16 protein-coding genes and 1 tRNA gene are annotated in these 15,469 nt (G+C 67.4%); 11 read left to right on the top strand and 6 right to left on the bottom strand.

Annotated elements, in window-relative coordinates; translation table 11 throughout:
• Window positions 1-4 precede the first annotated feature (4 nt).
• The 6 genes from ureG to RCO38_RS10670 all read left to right on the top strand — a co-directional run bounded on the left by ureG (window position 5) and on the right by RCO38_RS10670 (window position 6,964).
• Window positions 5-673, top strand: a complete 669-nt coding sequence (gene ureG, locus RCO38_RS10645; RefSeq protein WP_308328288.1) for an urease accessory protein UreG — start codon at window positions 5-7, stop codon at window positions 671-673.
• Between the two features lie 31 nt (window positions 674-704).
• Window positions 705-792 (top strand) — tRNA-Ser (locus RCO38_RS10650).
• Window positions 793-1,119: 327 nt separating this feature from the next.
• Window positions 1,120-2,736, top strand: a complete 1,617-nt coding sequence (locus tag RCO38_RS10655; RefSeq protein ID WP_308328289.1) for a glycosyltransferase family 39 protein — start codon at window positions 1,120-1,122, stop codon at window positions 2,734-2,736.
• Window positions 2,737-2,791: 55 nt separating this feature from the next.
• On the top strand, window positions 2,792-3,943 hold the full coding sequence (locus tag RCO38_RS10660) for a sensor histidine kinase (protein ID WP_308328291.1): 1,152 nt from the start codon (window positions 2,792-2,794) through the stop codon (window positions 3,941-3,943).
• Window positions 3,940-4,323 carry a response regulator transcription factor gene (locus RCO38_RS10665; protein WP_308328292.1) on the top strand — a complete coding sequence of 128 codons (384 nt, stop codon included), beginning with the start codon at window positions 3,940-3,942 and terminating at the stop codon, window positions 4,321-4,323. Before RCO38_RS10660 ends, RCO38_RS10665 begins: the two co-directional genes overlap by 4 nt.
• Window positions 4,324-4,351: 28 nt before the next feature.
• Window positions 4,352-6,964 (top strand): PAS domain S-box protein, encoded by a 2,613-nt coding sequence (locus RCO38_RS10670; RefSeq protein WP_308328293.1) that lies wholly within the window; start codon window positions 4,352-4,354, stop codon window positions 6,962-6,964.
• A gap of 1 nt (window position 6,965) precedes the next feature.
• Here the strand turns inward: RCO38_RS10670 and hemW are convergent, their stop codons facing one another.
• The 5 genes from hemW to RCO38_RS10695 are packed head-to-tail and all read right to left on the bottom strand — an operon-like array spanning window position 6,966 to window position 11,430.
• Complete coding sequence (gene hemW / locus RCO38_RS10675; RefSeq protein ID WP_308328294.1) at window positions 6,966-8,186, bottom strand: radical SAM family heme chaperone HemW; 1,221 nt, start codon at window positions 8,184-8,186, stop codon at window positions 6,966-6,968.
• A complete protein-coding gene (gene rdgB, locus RCO38_RS10680; protein WP_308328295.1) occupies window positions 8,183-8,791 on the bottom strand; it encodes an RdgB/HAM1 family non-canonical purine NTP pyrophosphatase in 609 nt (202 codons plus the stop codon). Before rdgB ends, hemW begins: the two co-directional genes overlap by 4 nt.
• Window positions 8,788-9,516, bottom strand: a complete 729-nt coding sequence (gene rph, locus RCO38_RS10685; RefSeq protein WP_308328296.1) for a ribonuclease PH — start codon at window positions 9,514-9,516, stop codon at window positions 8,788-8,790. Before rph ends, rdgB begins: the two co-directional genes overlap by 4 nt.
• A gap of 10 nt (window positions 9,517-9,526) precedes the next feature.
• Window positions 9,527-10,426: a PP2C family protein-serine/threonine phosphatase gene (locus RCO38_RS10690; RefSeq protein ID WP_066255655.1), complete on the bottom strand. Its 900-nt coding sequence runs from the start codon at window positions 10,424-10,426 to the stop codon at window positions 9,527-9,529.
• Window positions 10,423-11,430, bottom strand: coding sequence for a serine/threonine protein kinase (locus tag RCO38_RS10695; RefSeq protein ID WP_308328298.1), 1,008 nt, complete (start codon window positions 11,428-11,430; stop codon window positions 10,423-10,425). Before RCO38_RS10695 ends, RCO38_RS10690 begins: the two co-directional genes overlap by 4 nt.
• 61 nt (window positions 11,431-11,491) lie before the next feature.
• On the opposite strand from RCO38_RS10695, the gene RCO38_RS10700 reads away from it, so the two are divergent.
• The 5 genes from RCO38_RS10700 to RCO38_RS10720 all read left to right on the top strand — a co-directional run bounded on the left by RCO38_RS10700 (window position 11,492) and on the right by RCO38_RS10720 (window position 14,354).
• Window positions 11,492-12,409: a YicC/YloC family endoribonuclease gene (locus RCO38_RS10700; protein WP_308328299.1), complete on the top strand. Its 918-nt coding sequence runs from the start codon at window positions 11,492-11,494 to the stop codon at window positions 12,407-12,409.
• 4 nt (window positions 12,410-12,413) lie between these two features.
• Complete coding sequence (gene gmk, locus RCO38_RS10705) at window positions 12,414-13,034, top strand: guanylate kinase (protein WP_308328300.1); 621 nt, start codon at window positions 12,414-12,416, stop codon at window positions 13,032-13,034.
• 29 nt (window positions 13,035-13,063) lie between these two features.
• Window positions 13,064-13,267 carry a DNA-directed RNA polymerase subunit omega gene (gene rpoZ, locus RCO38_RS10710; RefSeq protein ID WP_066158523.1) on the top strand — a complete coding sequence of 68 codons (204 nt, stop codon included), beginning with the start codon at window positions 13,064-13,066 and terminating at the stop codon, window positions 13,265-13,267.
• A 75-nt stretch (window positions 13,268-13,342) separates the two neighbouring features.
• The gene (queE, locus tag RCO38_RS10715; protein WP_308328301.1) at window positions 13,343-13,981 is read left to right on the top strand and encodes a 7-carboxy-7-deazaguanine synthase; all 639 of its coding nucleotides are present in this window, start codon (window positions 13,343-13,345) and stop codon (window positions 13,979-13,981) included.
• A 4-nt stretch (window positions 13,982-13,985) separates the two neighbouring features.
• Window positions 13,986-14,354 (top strand): 6-carboxytetrahydropterin synthase, encoded by a 369-nt coding sequence (locus tag RCO38_RS10720; RefSeq protein WP_308328302.1) that lies wholly within the window; start codon window positions 13,986-13,988, stop codon window positions 14,352-14,354.
• 11 nt (window positions 14,355-14,365) lie between these two features.
• Here the strand turns inward: RCO38_RS10720 and nadA are convergent, their stop codons facing one another.
• On the bottom strand, window positions 14,366-15,469 hold the full coding sequence (gene nadA, locus RCO38_RS10725; RefSeq protein ID WP_308328303.1) for a quinolinate synthase NadA: 1,104 nt from the start codon (window positions 15,467-15,469) through the stop codon (window positions 14,366-14,368).

Here is a 15,469-nt window from a genome sequence, read left to right on the forward strand (position 1 = left end):
CACGATGACCGCCCTGCACCACATCCCGAACCGCACCAAGACCCTGCCCCCGCTGCGCGTGGGCATCGGCGGACCCGTCGGCTCGGGCAAGACCACGCTGCTCGAGATGCTGTGCAAGACCATGCGCGAGCGCTACGACCTGGTCGCCATCACCAACGACATCTACACCAAGGAAGACCAGCGCCTGCTCACCGTCAGCGGCGCACTGCCGGCCGAGCGCATCATGGGCGTGGAAACCGGCGGCTGCCCGCACACCGCCATCCGCGAGGACTGCTCGATCAACCTCGAAGCCATCGACCGCATGCTGGGCGAGTTCCCGGACGCCGACATCGTGTTCGTCGAATCCGGCGGTGACAACCTGGCCGCGACCTTCAGCCCCGAACTCTCCGACCTGACGATCTACGTGATCGACGTCGCGGCCGGCGAGAAGATCCCGCGCAAGGGCGGGCCCGGCATCACCAAGAGCGACCTGTTCGTCATCAACAAGACCGATCTGGCGCCCCACGTCGGGGCCGACCTGGAGGTGATGAAACAGGACACCACGCGCATGCGTCCCGACACCGCGCGCAAGCCCTGGGTGATGACCAACCTCAAGACGCTCGACGGCGTGGCCGAGGTCGTGCGCTTCATCGAGCAGCGCGGCATGCTGACCCCGGCCAGCGCCTCGACCTGAACGCACCGGCGGCTACAATGCCGCCCACCCCGGAGACGTGGGAGAGTGGTTTAATCCAGCGGTCTTGAAAACCGCCGACCCGCAAGGGTCCGTGAGTTCGAATCTCACCGTCTCCGCCAGGACATCAAGCAAAACGGGCCCTCGCGGCCCGTTTTCACTTTCTACCCATCACCCTACCCATCGTCGGCGGTGGCAGTCCACCACTGCTGGCGTCCGCATGGCCGCGTTCACGCGAGGAGACACCGCCGCTCCACCGGGCCTCGCCTGCGCCCGGCTCCAGGGGACCGGGCGCACCATTCGCGGGCTGGCCGAATGATATTTTCCTTAAGAAAATCAACGATCTCTTAAGTTTTACAGCGCTATAGTGCCCGCACTGCGGAGGACCCTTTTTCCGCCCAACCTGCGTCCGGCCTGCTCCTGGCGCCAGACGAACCAGGGAGGACCCCATGGCGACCACGACACCCCAGACCACACACCGTTTGCCAGCCCTGCGGGAGCGGCTGCGTTCGAGCGCCCTGTGGCTCTGGCTGATCGCCTCTGTCGGCGCCCTGTTCCGGCTCCGGCAGTTCGTGTACGACCGCTCCTTCTGGCACGACGAAACCCTGCTGGGTACGGCCTTTGTCGGCCGGGATTTCGCGCAGCTGGTGTTCGAACCCCTGGCCAACAACCAGGCTGCCCCGGTGGGATACCTGGTGCTGGTGAAACTGGTCACCGAAATCCTCGGCACCCACGAGTGGACGCTGCGACTGGTGTCCCTGCTCAGCGGCCTGGCGGCACTGGCGCTGGCGGTGCCCGTCTCCCGCCAGCTGTTTTCGTCCTCCGTCGCGCGCGCCACGCTGGTCGGTCTGGTGGCCGTGTCGCCGGTGTTGGTGTACTACAGCTCCGAGTTCAAGCAGTACCAGGGCGACGTGCTGTGCACCCTGCTGATCCTCTGGCTGACCTTGCGTTTCAGGCCCGAAACGCACCGGCGCGACGCGCTGTGGCTGGCGGTGGCCGGTGCCGTCGGCATCTGGTTCTCCCATGCCATCGACTTCGTGCTCGCCGGCAGCGGGCTCGTGCTCTGGCTGGAGATGGCCCGGCGCCGCGAGCGCGCCGCCTGGCTGGCCGTGAACGCGGTCGGTCTGGTCTGGCTCGCCAGCTTTGCCCTCGACTACTTCGTGGCCCTGCGCTCGGTGCCGCACAACGCCTACCTGGCAGGGTTCTGGTCCACGACCTTCGCGCCCCTGCCGCCCAGGACGGCGGCCGAGCTGCTCTGGTTCCGTGACAGCGCGCTGGGCCTGGTGTACCTGGGCTACCTCCAGATGGGCACGGCGTTCCGGGAGGTGCTGCCCGGCTGGTTCGGCGGGCGCGTGTACGCCCTGCTGGCCCTCACCGTGCTGGGCTGCGTGGCCCTGGCCTTCCAGCGCGTCCGGGCGGCCGCCATGGGAGCCGTGACCCTGGCGGCGGTGCTGGGGGCCTCGGCCCTGCACCAGTACCCTTTCCGGGCCCGGCTCATTCTTTTCCTGGTGCCGTTCGTGTTCGTCGCCCTCGCCGCGCTCGTGCAGCAGCTGCACGACTTGCCCCTGCGCCGGGCCGGCCCGTGGCTGGCCGGCGGGCTGGCCATGGCCGCCTCCTGGACACCGCTCGGCCTGAGCCTGCACACCCTCCGGCACCCCAACAACTACCAGGACATCCGGGGCGCCCTGCAACACATCGCCGACCACCGCCAGCCCGGTGACCACGCCATGTTCAGCAGCTGGACCTACCCCGCCTACAGCTTCTACGCCTCCCGGACGGGGCTGGGCGACATGCCCCAATTCGTCTACCGTCCCACCGCCAACGAGCTGCACAACATCTTTTCCACGGTGCGGCGGATCTGCCAGGACCCCGCCTCGGGCCGGACCTGGGTGCTGGCCACCAACCAGATCGTCGCCCACAACCGCGCGTTTCTGGAGGCGCTGCACTCCGCGTCGCCGCCGCTGTTCACCCTGCCGATGGAAGGCGCCGCACTGTTCCTGCACGACTTCCGGCCCACTGCGTTCTGCCAGCGCTACCGCTCAACTTTGCCGCCGCCCGGCCGATAGCCAGTCTGAAGAGAACGTTCGGGGAATCGCCCACTCCCGGACCTTCGGACTCGCCATGAACGCCAACGCCACCCCTGCCGCCAACAACCCGCTGCTGGTCCTGCTGGACTTCGTGGCCAGTCCGTTGCTGCTGTTCAGCCCGGAGGGCCAGGTGGTCTTCACCAACCAGGCGGCCAAGGCGATGCGCTGCCGCCCCCACCTGTTGCTGGGCAGCGACCCCGACGTCAAGGCCATGGTGCGTGCCGTGGCTGGCGGCCGCGCGCTGGCCAGCCTGGAACTGCGCGTCGAGGCCCTGTCGGACGACGGCATCGCGCGGCTGCTTTGTCGCAGCGCACCCCGGCCTGTGGCCGGGTTGGTGCCGGTCTCGGTGGCGCTGGCCGAAGTCGATCCGCTTGAACCGCCCCCGGGCCCTGCGGCCGAGGCCGACCAGCGCCTGTCGCTGCAGCAGATCATGGAGCTGCTCAAGGCCGAGCTGCTGCCCCCCATCGAACAGGTGACGGGACTGCTCGAACCCTCGTCGAACATGGAGCTGGCGCAGTCGGTGCGCCATCTGCAGGACCGGCTGGAACGCATGGTGGATCTGGTCAACGTGTTCGGAGAGGACGTGCTCATCGGTGAAGACCGGATGCTGCTGCCGGATCTGGTGCGCAGCATCGCGCAGGAGCTCGCGCCGCTGACCGAGGCACAGGGTGTGTCCTTCGTCATCGAAGGCGTCCGCGACGACCCGCCGCCGGTGTATGGCAACCGGCGCCTGATGCGCCGGGCGCTCTATGAGTGCATGCACAACGCGGTGACCCAGGCGCGCCAGGGGGTTCAGAGCAAGGAAGCGGTGGCCGTCGGCATCGGCTTCCGGCCTTCCGGTCACCACCTGCTGATGAACATTCACCACCTGGGCGTGCTTTCGGCCGCCACGCTGTCGCGTCACGCCGCGGCCGTCTTCCGCCCGGTGACCGATGCGAAACACACCGAGGGCAGCCACTCCGAAGCCCTGCGCATCGGCCTGCCGCTGACCCAGCGCATCCTGCAGCTGCATGGCGGCCGGCTCCGCATCGACCAGGACACAGCCAACGGGCTCCATGTGATGCTGGAGCTCCCCACCGGCGCGCCACTTCGCAACACACACCACCTCGACATGCTGCAGGCCCAGATCTACGCCGAGGACCTGTCGAAACTGATGGCCCGCACCCGCCGAAGGAGCCCCGCATGACCGCCCGCATCCTCATCGTCGACGACCAGCCCGACATCCGGAAACTGATCCGCCTCACGCTGCAGCACCTGGACGACGCCGAAGTCCACGAGGCCGACAACGGCGGCGACGGCTGGCGCCTGGCCCAGGACATCCGGCCCGACCTGATGCTGCTGGACGTCATGATGCCCGGCGAGCTCGACGGCTACCAGGTCTGCGCCAAGGTCAAGAGCGATCCGGTGCTCAAGGGTCAGACCAAGGTGATCCTGCTGACTGCGCGCGCCCAGGTCGAGGACCAGGAGCAGGGCCGAAAGGCCGGCAGCGACGCCTACCTCACCAAGGCGTTCAGCCCGCTCAAGCTGCTCGACCTGGTGGACGACATGCTGGGCCGCACGGTCTGACTCCGCCACGGTCGTCGTCGGAATTCCGATGAAAGCGCTGTACAGACGGTTCGGCCACTGGGTGGCCCTGCGCTCGCTGCGAACGCAGCTGATGACGATCGCCATCGTGCTGTGCCTGGCCGCCATGGCCATCACGGTGCCGCTGTCGCTCTCCAGCCTGCAGCGCCAGACCGAACAGGAAAGCCTCCAGTGGGCGCAGGCGCTGGCCCGGATGGCGGCACAGGCGGCCAGCGTGCCGCTGGCCGACAACGACTTTGGTGCGTTGGACGAGGCCCTGCAGGAGGTCGTCGCCCTGCCCGGTGTCCAGGCCGTCCGGGTGGTTCGGCCCGGCGGGCAGGAAGCCCTGCGGGTCGAGCGGCGGGACAGCGGCATCGTGTCGGTGCGACCACGCAACAGACCTGCCCTGCCGGCGCCGGAACAAGGGCATGTGCAGACCGGAGAGCGCCTGCACGCAGTGGCCAGCCTGCTGACCGCGAACCGCGGCGACGAGGGCCACCCGGTGGACTATCCCCAGTTCGACCGCGAAGGCTGGGTCGAGGTGGAGTTCAGCTTCGCGGCCCGCATGGCGGCCGCACGGAAAAGCTGGGTGGTCGCCTCGACCGGCATCCTGGTCCTGGCGCTGCTGGCGCTGGGTGCCTTCGCCCTGTTCCTGCGGCGCACGATCCAGCCCATCCGCGCCCTGGCCGCCTACGCCAGCAACATGGTCGACTCGCCCGGCGACACCTTGCAGCTGCGCTGGGGCAGCCAGGAGGTGCGCGAACTCGGTCGCGCGCTGAACTGGTCCTCGCAGGAGCTGGCGCGCCGCATGACCGAGACGCGCCAGCGCCTCACGCGCATGAAGGCGGTGCTGGACACCGCCGCCGACGCCATCGTCGGCATCGGGGCGGACGGGCAGATCGTGGGCGCGAACCCCGCCGCCGAGCGCATGTTCGGCTCGGACGAGAAGGACCTGATCGGGCGCCCGCTGGCCGGCGTGCTGCCGGGCATGGACGCCGACCGGCTGCGGCAGACCATGGCCGATGGCATGCTGATCCACAGCACCCAGAGCCGCATCGGCCGGGTCGAGATGGACGCCACGCGCCACGGCGGCACCGCGTTCCCGGTGGAGGTGCTGCTGGGCGAGATCTCGGGCGACCCCGAGATCCGCTACACCTGCATCGTGCGCGACCTCACCGACATGAAGCTGGCCGAGGAGTACCTGACGCTGTACGGGCGCGTGCTCGACTGCACGCCCAACGGCATCTCGGTCAGCGACGCCCGCCGATACCCACAGCCCATCGTGCACGTCAACCCCGCCTTCACCCGCATCACCGGCTATGCGCCCCACGAGATCCTCGGGCGCGACGCCAGCCTGCTGGAGGGGCCGCTGACCGACCCGGACGACATGGCGCTGCTCGCGCGAACGGTGCAGAACGGGGCCGAGGTCAAGGTCACGCTGCACAACTACCGCAAGGACGGCAGCGTGTTCCACAACAAGCTCTCGGTCTCGCCCGTGCGCGACGGCAAGGGAGAGATCACGCACTACATCAACGTGATCGAGGACGTCACCGCGCAGGTCGAGGTCAAGCAGCGACTGATCGAGCGCACCGCGCGCCTGAACGCCACGTTCGACCTCAGTCCCGATGGTTTTGCGGTGTTCGATGCCCGGGGCGAACTCATCACCAGCAACCCGGCCCTGCGGGCCATGGTGGGCGAGATGTCCTCGTGGATGCCGCTGTCCAGCTTTGACAACTGGATGCGCCAGCTGTGCGAGGAGCCCGAACGCTATGCCCCGGTGGGGAGCGATGCCGGCGACGGCACACGGCTCACGCTGGTGCTGGCCCGCCCCTCGCGCAAGGTGCTGGAACGCGAGGTCCGGCGCCACCTTGGCGGCAGCGGCGAGACCTTCGTGTACTTCCGGGACGTGACGCAGCAGTTCGAGGTCGACCGCATGAAGAGCGAGTTCCTCGCCACGGCGGCGCACGAGCTGCGCACCCCCCTGGCCAGCATCCTGGGTTTCACCGAGCTGATGATCCACCGCAGGTACAGCGAAGAGAAACAGAAGGACCTGCTGCAGACCGTGCACCGGCAGGGCACGCTGCTGAACAATCTGATCCAGGAGCTGCTGGACCTCTCGCGCATCGAGGCGCGCCAGGGCAAGGACTTCCGCATCGTCGCCACACCGCTGGCGGCCATCATCAACGCCGCGCTCGACGGCATGGGCCACCAGGAGCTGGGCCGGCAGGTCACGGTGGGCCCCCTGCCGGAGCTGCACGTGATGGCCGACGCCAGCAAGATCCAGCAGGCCCTGACCAACCTGCTGAGCAACGCGTTCAAGTACTCGCCCGCCGGTGGCGAGGTGTCCCTGAAAGTCCAGCCGAACGAACGGGACGGCATGGAAGGGGTGGTGATCGAGGTGCGCGACCACGGCATCGGCATGACCCCGGCGCAACTGGCGCGTGCCTTTGAACGCTTCTACCGCGCAGACGCCTCGGGCAACATCCCCGGCACCGGCCTGGGGCTGAACCTGGTCAAGGAGATCGTCGAGATCCACGGCGGGACCATCGAACTGGCCAGCGAGCCTGGCGCGGGCACCACGGCCCGCCTCTGGCTGCGCGGCGCACCGTCAACGGTACCGGTCGGCGAGCCGGAGACGGTCTGAATCAGCCGGGCAGGAACAGCGACTGCAGGTCGCTCAGGAAATCGAAACCCCGCTCGGTGGGCGCCACCCAGGCGCCGTCCCGGGTCAGCCAGCCCTTGTCCAGCCCCTCGCGCAATGCACCATCGACGGCCGACAGCGGCAGCCCCGTTCGGGCGCTGAAGTCGGTCAGGCTGAACCCCTCGCGCAACCGCAAGGCGTTGAGCATGTACTCGAACGGCAGGTCGCGCCGCGCCACCTCTTCCACGCCCACCACCGCATCGCCGGCCAGCGCCTTGTCCATGTACAGCCGCGGCTCACGCGCCCGCACCTGGCGCACCACGCGGTGTGCAAAGCTCAGCTTGCTGTGCGCGCCCGCGCCGATGCCCAGGTAGTCGCCGAACTGCCAGTAGTTCTGGTTGTGGCGGCTGCGGTGGCCGCGCCGCGCATAGGCCGAGACCTCGTAGCGCTCCAGGCCCTGTTCGGCGGTCACCTCGGTGATGCGGTCGAGCATCGCATAGGCGTCGTCGTCCTCGGGCACCTGCGGCGGGAACTTGGCGAACACCGTGTTCGGTTCGATGGTCAGGTGGTAGATCGAGATGTGTGGCGGATGGAAGCTGAGCGCAGCGCGGATGTCGTGCTCGCACTGCGCCAGGGTCTGGCCGGGCAGCGCGTACATGATGTCCAGGTTGAAGGTGTCAAAAGAGACGGCCGCCTCTTCCACCGCCGCCCGCGCCTGCGCCCCGTCGTGCACCCGGCCCAGCGCCTTCAGGTGTTCGTCGTTGAAGCTCTGCACGCCGATCGACAGCCGCGTCACCCCCGCCTGGCGGAAGGCCCTGAAGCGGTCTTTTTCGAACGTGCCGGGATTGGCTTCCAGCGTGATCTCAGCATCGGCGTCCAGCCGCGTGAGTGCGCGCACATCGCCCAGTAGGCGGTCGATGGCTTCCGGCGAGAACAGACTGGGCGTGCCGCCGCCGATGAACACGGTGTGGATGGGCCGGCCCCAGATCAGCGGCAGCGCGGCCTGCAAATCGGCGCGCAGCGCGTCCAGATACGGCTGCTCGGGCAGCGGCTGGCCCGGCGCCGAGGTCGCGCTCCACTCGTGCGAGTTGAAGTCGCAGTACGGGCACTTCTTCAGGCACCACGGCAGGTGGATGTAGAGCGAGAGCGGCGGCAGGCCCTGAAGCTGCAGGGTCCCCGGGCGCATCCAGTGGCGGATGTCGCTCCAGTGTGGGGCCTCGCTCATGGTTGCGCGAACCAGCGCTCGCGCATCAGGGCGAGCATCTGCTGCGCGGCCTTGCCGCGATGGCTGTTGGCGTTCTTCACCTCGGTTGGCAACTGGGCAAAGGTCTTGCCGAAGGGCGGCAGCAGCAGCACCGGGTCGAAGCCGAAGCCCTGGTCACCGATGCGTTCCTGCGTGATGAGCCCGGCGGCGCGGCCGGTGGCCACCAGCGGCTCCGGGTCGTCGGCGCTGCGCAGCGCCACCAGCGTGCTCACCAGCGCCGCGCGGCGGTCGGTGATGCCCTGCATCTGCTCCAGCAGCGCGCGCACGTTGTTGTCGTCGCCCTTCTCGTAACCGAACTGTGTCGCGTAGAACGCCGTATCCACCCCCGGAAGACCACCGAAAGCCTCGACGCACAGACCCGCGTCGTCGGCCAGCGCGGGCAGGCCGCTGACCTGCGACGCATGCCGCGCCTTGGCCAGAGCGTTCTCGATGAAGGTGCGGTGCGGCTCGGGCGCCTCGGGAATGCCCAGGTCCGCCTGGCGCACCAGTTCCACGCCCAGCGGCGCGAACAGCGCCTGCAGCTCGGCCAGCTTGCCCTTGTTGTTCGACGCGAGGACGAGTTTCATTCGCCGAGCGACTTCTTCTGCGCCACGATCAGCTCGCCAATGCCCTTCTCGGCCAGCGCCAGCAGTGCGTCCATTTCCTTGCGCGTGAAGGCCACGCCCTCGGCCGTGCCCTGCACCTCGACATAGTGACCGGCGCCGGTCATCACCACGTTCATGTCGGTGTCGCAGGCCGAGTCCTCGACGTATTCCAGGTCCAGCAGCGGCTGGCCGGCCAGGATGCCGACCGAGATCGCGGCCACATGGTCCCTGATCGGCGAGGCCACCAGCTTGCCCTCGGCGATCAGCTTGTTCACCGCGTCCTGCGCGGCCACGAAGGCGCCGGTGATGCTGGCGGTGCGCGTGCCGCCGTCGGCCTGCAACACGTCGCAATCCAGCGAGATCGTGCGCTCACCAAGAGCCTGCAGGTCGAACACCGCTCGCAGCGAACGCCCGATCAGGCGCTGGATCTCCTGCGTGCGGCCGCTCTGCTTGCCCTTGGCCGCCTCGCGGCTGCTGCGGGTGTGCGTGGCGCGCGGCAGCATGCCGTACTCGGCCGTCACCCAGCCCTCGCCCGAGCCCTTCTTGTGCGGCGGCACCTTCTCCTCGACCGAGGCGGTGCACAGTACCTTGGTGTGGCCGAACTCGATCAGCACCGAGCCTTCGGCGTGCATGGTGTAGCCGCGGGTGATGCGCACCGGGCGCAGTGAATCGTTGGCCCGCTGACCGGGCCGGCTGGAAATGCTCATGGGGAAAACCTCAGGAATTGCGTTCGGCGGTGCGCCGGATCGCTTCATTGATCTCGGCGATCGAACGTTCGATCGCCTCGTCGTCCATGTCCTCGATCGTGGGATCGGGCACACCGGACTGGATGGTGGAGGCGAATACCCCCTCTTCGATCTCTTCGGTGGAAATGCGCGTGGTCTGGTACTCGTCCGGCGTTTCCCACTCCATCGCCAGCACGGTCACGTTGTCGCAGCGCGGTCCGCCGCGCTTGAGCGCCATCTCGACCAGCTCGGGCACCGCCTGCTCCAGCGGCTGCGACGCCATTTCCGAGGCGATCTCGAAATCCTTGACCGTACCCCAGAGGCCGTCGGAACACAGCAGCACGCGGTCGCCCTGCTGAAGCTGCACAGGCCCCGAAAGATCGAACACCGGCTTGGCCGGCGACCCCAGGCAGGTGAACAGGATGTTTCGGTTGATGTGCGAGGTCGCGCGACCCAGGTGCGCCTGCTGCTCCATGTAGGAGTGGTCGCGCGTGCGCGTCAGCAACTCGCCATTGCGCAACAGGTACAGCCGCGAGTCGCCACAGTGCACCCAGTGCATGGAGCCGCGCTCCATCACCGCCGCCACCAGCGTGGTACGGGGGGTGTCCAGCATGCCCTTCTCGGCGGCGTAGCGGATGATCTGATGATGGGCCGCCATCAGCGCGCTGGAGAGGAACTCCGGCACCTCACGAACCGTCGGGTTCGCGGCCTTCTGGAAGTAGGCCGACAGCGTCTGCAGCGCCAGCTGCGCCGCCATCGCGCCTTCGGGATGCCCGCCCATGCCATCGGCCAAAACAAACAGGCCGGACTCACGCGTGTAGGCGTACCCCATCCGGTCTTCGTTGCGCTCCCGACCACCCTGTCGGCTGATCTGGTAGACCGAGAACTTCATTTGAACTTGGTTCCGCCGGCGGTGGTCTTGCGGGGCGACTTCTTGTTGTCCGAGACGATGTTGTCGAACTGCAGGCGCATCTTCTCGGCCACCGTGAGCTTGGTGTAGCTGCGCTCGGTCTCACGGCTGAGTTCTTTCTGCAGCGCGAACACCGACTGCGGGCGCGAGAGCGGATCGAGCGACATGCACCATTCGACCACCTCGATCAGGTTGTCGGAGTACACACCGCGCAGACGCGACAGCGCCAGCGACAGGCGGTCTTTCTCCAGCCGCTGCGGCGCGTCGTTGGGCGGATAGCCCTGCATGCTGGCGTAGATGCAGGCACCGATGGCGTAGATGTCGGTCCACGGCCCCATGCTCGAATCGCGGCGGTACATCTCGGGCGCGGCGAAGCCGGGCGTGTACATCGGACGGATGAAATTGCCTTCCTTGCTCAGCACCTCGCGCGCGGCGCCGAAGTCGATCAGCACGGCCCGGTTGTCGTCGGTGATGAAGATGTTGGCCGGCTTGATGTCCAGGTGCAGCATCTTGTGCTGGTGCACGATGCGCAGGCCGCGCAGCACCTCGTCGTACAGCGAGCGGATGGTCGACTCGCGGAACACCTTCTGCTTCTTCAGCTCGCGCGCGGTGATGATGAACTCCTGCAGGGACGAGCCCTCCAGGTAGTTCATGACCATGTAGACGGTCTCGTTCTCGCGGAAGAAGTTGAGCACGCTCACCACCGACTGGTGGGAGATTTGGGCCAGCGCACGGCCTTCCTCGAAGAAGCTCTTGAGGCCCAGGCGGTACAGCGACAGCTTTTCGGGCTGGACCTGCGGCAGCAATTCGCCCGGTGCCCGTGTGGCCAGCGACGAAGGCAGGTACTCCTTGACAGCCACCTGCTGACCTTCGGTGTCGACCGCCAGGTAAACGACGCCAAAGCCGCCCGCGGCCAGCTTGCGAACGATCCGGTAACCACCGATCACGGTATCCGGTGGCAAGGAAGCGGGTTTGACCTTTGACATAATTCGGGAGGAGTCCGGAACGCCTCGTTGTGGACCATTCAACCGGATCGGACCCAGTCTCATGGCAGTTTACAGCATGACCGGCTATGCCACGGCCCAGTACAGCGGGCCTGCGGACGAGGCCGGCCGCGAGGCTTTGCCCGTGCTGGGCATGGAAATCCGCTCGGTCAACAGCCGGTTCCTGGACCTGACCTTCAAGATGTCCGACGAGTTGCGCGGCACCGAGCCGGCGCTGCGGGAGTTGCTGGGCGCACGCCTCAAACGCGGCAAGGTCGAGGTCCGCGCCTGGATCGAGGGCCGCACCGAAGGCGGGCTGCGCACCCCTTCTCCGGCCGAGCTGCAGCGCCTGGTCGGCCTGCAGGACAGCATCGTCGCCTGGCACCCCAAGGCCACCCCGCTGTCCGTCGCCGAACTGATCCAGCTCACGTCCCGTCAGCAGGCTTTGCCCAGCGGGTTGCACGAGAACCTGATCGCCCTGGCCCACACGGTGCTGGACAGCTTCGTGGGCGCGCGCGAACGGGAAGGCCAACGGCTGGCCGACATGCTGCTGGGCCGCCTCAAGCAACTGCGCCAGCTCGCCCGAGAAGCGCAGCCGCTTATCCCTGAACTGGTGGCCCAGCAGCGCCAGCGCTTCATTGATCGCTGGAATGAGGCACTGGGTGCTGGCAATACCGGTGGCACGCCGGCCCTGTCCGCGGACACGGTGCAGGAACGCGCCCTGGCCGAGGCGACCGCCTTCGCCATCCGCATCGATGTGGCCGAAGAACTGACCCGCCTGGATTCCCACCTGGTGGAGATCGAACGGCTCATCAGGAAGGGTGGCGACGTCGGAAAGCGGCTGGACTTCCTGATCCAGGAACTGCACCGCGAAGCCAACACCCTGGGCTCCAAGTCGTCCAGCCTGGAACTGACCCGCATCTCGGTGGACATGAAGGTGCTGATCGAACAGATGCGCGAACAGGTCCAGAATCTGGAATGAACTGATGGAATACCCCGGAAACCTGTTTGTCGTCGCGGCCCCCAGCGGGGCCGGCAAGTCCAGCCTGGTCAAGGCGCTGATGGAACTGGACCAGCGCGTCTCGCCGTCCATCTCGCACACCACCCGGGCGCCGCGGGGCCAGGAGGTGCATGGTCGCGAGTACTACTTCGTCAGCCGCGAGACCTTCGACCAGATGATCGCCCAGGACGCCTTCCTGGAATGGGCACACGTGCACGGCAACCGCTACGGAACGTCCAAGCAGGCGATCGAGCAGCGCATGGCCCAAGGTGCCGATGTGGTGCTGGAGATCGACTTCCAGGGTGCGATCCAGGTCAAGCGCATCTTCCCGAATGCCGTGCTCATCTTCATCCTGCCCCCCAGCTGGGAAGAACTGCGCTCGCGCCTGGAGCGACGGGCCGAGGACAGCGCCGACGTGATCGAGGTGCGCCTCAAGAACGCCGCCCACGAGATGGCCCATGCCAAGGAATTCGATTTCGTTATAATCAACGAGTTGTTTGAGCGCGCCTTGTTCGACCTCAAGGCCATCGTCCACTCGCAGCGGCTGCGCTACACCGCGCAGCGCATCACCCGCAGCGACACCTTTCAGGCGCTCAATATCTCCTGATACACCCGCTTCCCTACCGAGGCCCGCACATGGCACGCATCACCGTCGAAGACTGTCTGGAAAAGATCCCCAACCGCTTTCAGCTGGTGCTGGCGGCCACCTACCGCGCCCGCATGCTCAGCCAGGGCCACGCCCCGAAGATCGAGAGCAAGAACAAGCCGGGCGTGACCGCCCTGCGCGAGATCGCCGAAGGCAAGGTCGGCCTGGAAATGCTCAAGAAGGTGCCGACCTGAGCGCCGTCCACTCCCAGCAAAGCCCGCGCCAGCGGGCTTTTTAATTGGAACACCCCGACCCACAGGACCCTCGGCGTGACCTATTCGGTCAAGGAAATCTTCTATACCTTGCAAGGTGAGGGCGCGCAGGCCGGCACCCCCGCCGTGTTCTGTCGCTTCAGCGGCTGCAACCTATGGAACGGCCGGGAAGAAGACCGCGCCAGCGCGGTCTGCCGCTTCTGCGACACCGAATTCGTCGGCACCGACGGCAGCCTGGGTGGCAAGTTCTCCGATGGTGAAGCGCTGGCGCGGCAGATCGCGGCGCAATGGCCGGCCGACCAGCCGCACCACCGGCTCGTGGTGCTCACCGGCGGCGAACCGCTGCTGCAGGTAGACGGCCCGCTGCTGGACGCGCTGCACGACCAGGGCTTCCGGGTGGCGGTGGAAACCAATGGCAGCCTGCCCGCACCGCCGGGCATCGACTGGGTGTGTGTCAGTCCCAAGGCCGGCGCCGACTGGGTGCAGCGCGAAGGCCAGGAGCTCAAACTGGTCTGGCCGCAGGCCGGCCTGGACCTGGACACGCTGGAGCGCACCGGCCGTTTCGAGCACCGTTTCCTCCAGCCAATGGACGGGCCGGACCAGGCCCGTCACATCGCCGAGTGCATTGACCTCTGCCTGCGCCGCCCGGCCTGGCGGCTGAGCCTGCAGACCCACAAGCTCACCGGCATCCGTTGACACCATGCTTTTTTCCGTCAGCCAGCGCTTCTTCTTCGACGCCGCCCACACCCTGCGGCGGGCGATCGACACCGAGAGCAGCCTGCGCATCCACGGCCACACCTACCACGCCGAAGTGGTGGTGACCGGAGCGCGCGACGGCTCCACCGGCATGGTGATCGACCTGGGCCTGCTGCGGCGGGAACTGGTCGCGGTGCGCGAGGCACTGGACCACCACCTGCTCGACGAGGTGCCCGATCTGGGCACGCCCACGCTGGAAAACCTCTGTGTCTACATCGCGGCCCGCCTGGCCCACCTGCAGCCGCCGGTGAGCCGGGTGCGGGTCTGGCGCGAGGCGCTGGGCGACGCCTGCTCGCTGGAGCTGACGCGCTGAGGGCCTGAGGTTCAGGCGGCGCCGATGTTCGGCACCAGGGCGCCAGCGTCCTGACCCGCCTTGTGCGCGGCGGTGAAGGCCAGCATGCGGTCGATCGGCAGGCGCGCGCGCGGGATCAGCGCCGGCTCGACATGGATCTGGTTCAGTCCCTTTTCCAGCACCTCGGCCACCCCGGCCAGGCCGTTCATCGCCATCCAGGGGCAGTGCGCGCAGCTCTTGCAGGTGGCGCTGTTGCCGGCGGTGGGCGCCTCGATGAACACCTTGCCCGGATTCTGCTGGCGCAGCATGTGCATCATGCCGTTGTCGGTCGCGACAATGAATTCGTTGGCATCGAACTCACGCGCCGCCTTGAGGATGGCCGACGTGGACCCCACGGCGTCGGCCAGCTTCACCACCTCGGCAGGGCTCTCCGGGTGCACCAGCACCCGGGCCTTCGGATGTTCCTTCTTGAGGGCCTCAAGCTCGAAGGCCTTGAACTCGTCGTGCACGATGCACGACCCCGTCCACATGAGCATGTCGGCCCCGGTCTCGCGCTGGATGTAACCCCCCAGGTGCTTGTCAGGCGCCCACAGGATCTTGTGACCCTTGTCCTTGAGCGCCTTGACGATGTCGAGCGCGCAGCTCGACGTCACCAGCCAGTCGGAACGCGCCTTCACCGCGGCGCTGGTGTTGGCGTAGACCACCACGGTCCGGTCCGGGTGCTGGTCGCAGAAGGCGCTGAACTCGTCGATGGGGCAACCCAGGTCCAGCGAGCAGTTGGCATCCAGGTCAGGCATCAGCACGGTCTTTTCCGGCGACAGGATCTTGGCTGTCTCACCCATGAAGCGCACACCGGACACCACCAGGGTCTGCGCCGCGTGGTCACGGCCGAAGCGCGCCATTTCCAGCGAATCGCTGACGATGCCACCGGTTTCCAGCGCCAGGTCCTGCAGGTCCGGGTGCACGTAGTAGTGCGAGACCATGACCGCGTTGCGCTCTTTCAGCAATGTGCGGATGCGTGCCTTAAGCTCGGCGCGCCGATCCGGGCCGGGTTCGACCGGCACCCGCGCCCAGGCGTGTTTGGTCGGACAGGCCGGCTGTTCGTATTCGACGTCGATGATGGCGTTGGCGGTCAT

This window comes from Hydrogenophaga pseudoflava, assembly GCF_031020795.1.
In the GTDB taxonomy this organism is placed as follows: domain Bacteria; phylum Pseudomonadota; class Gammaproteobacteria; order Burkholderiales; family Burkholderiaceae_C; genus Hydrogenophaga; species Hydrogenophaga pseudoflava_A.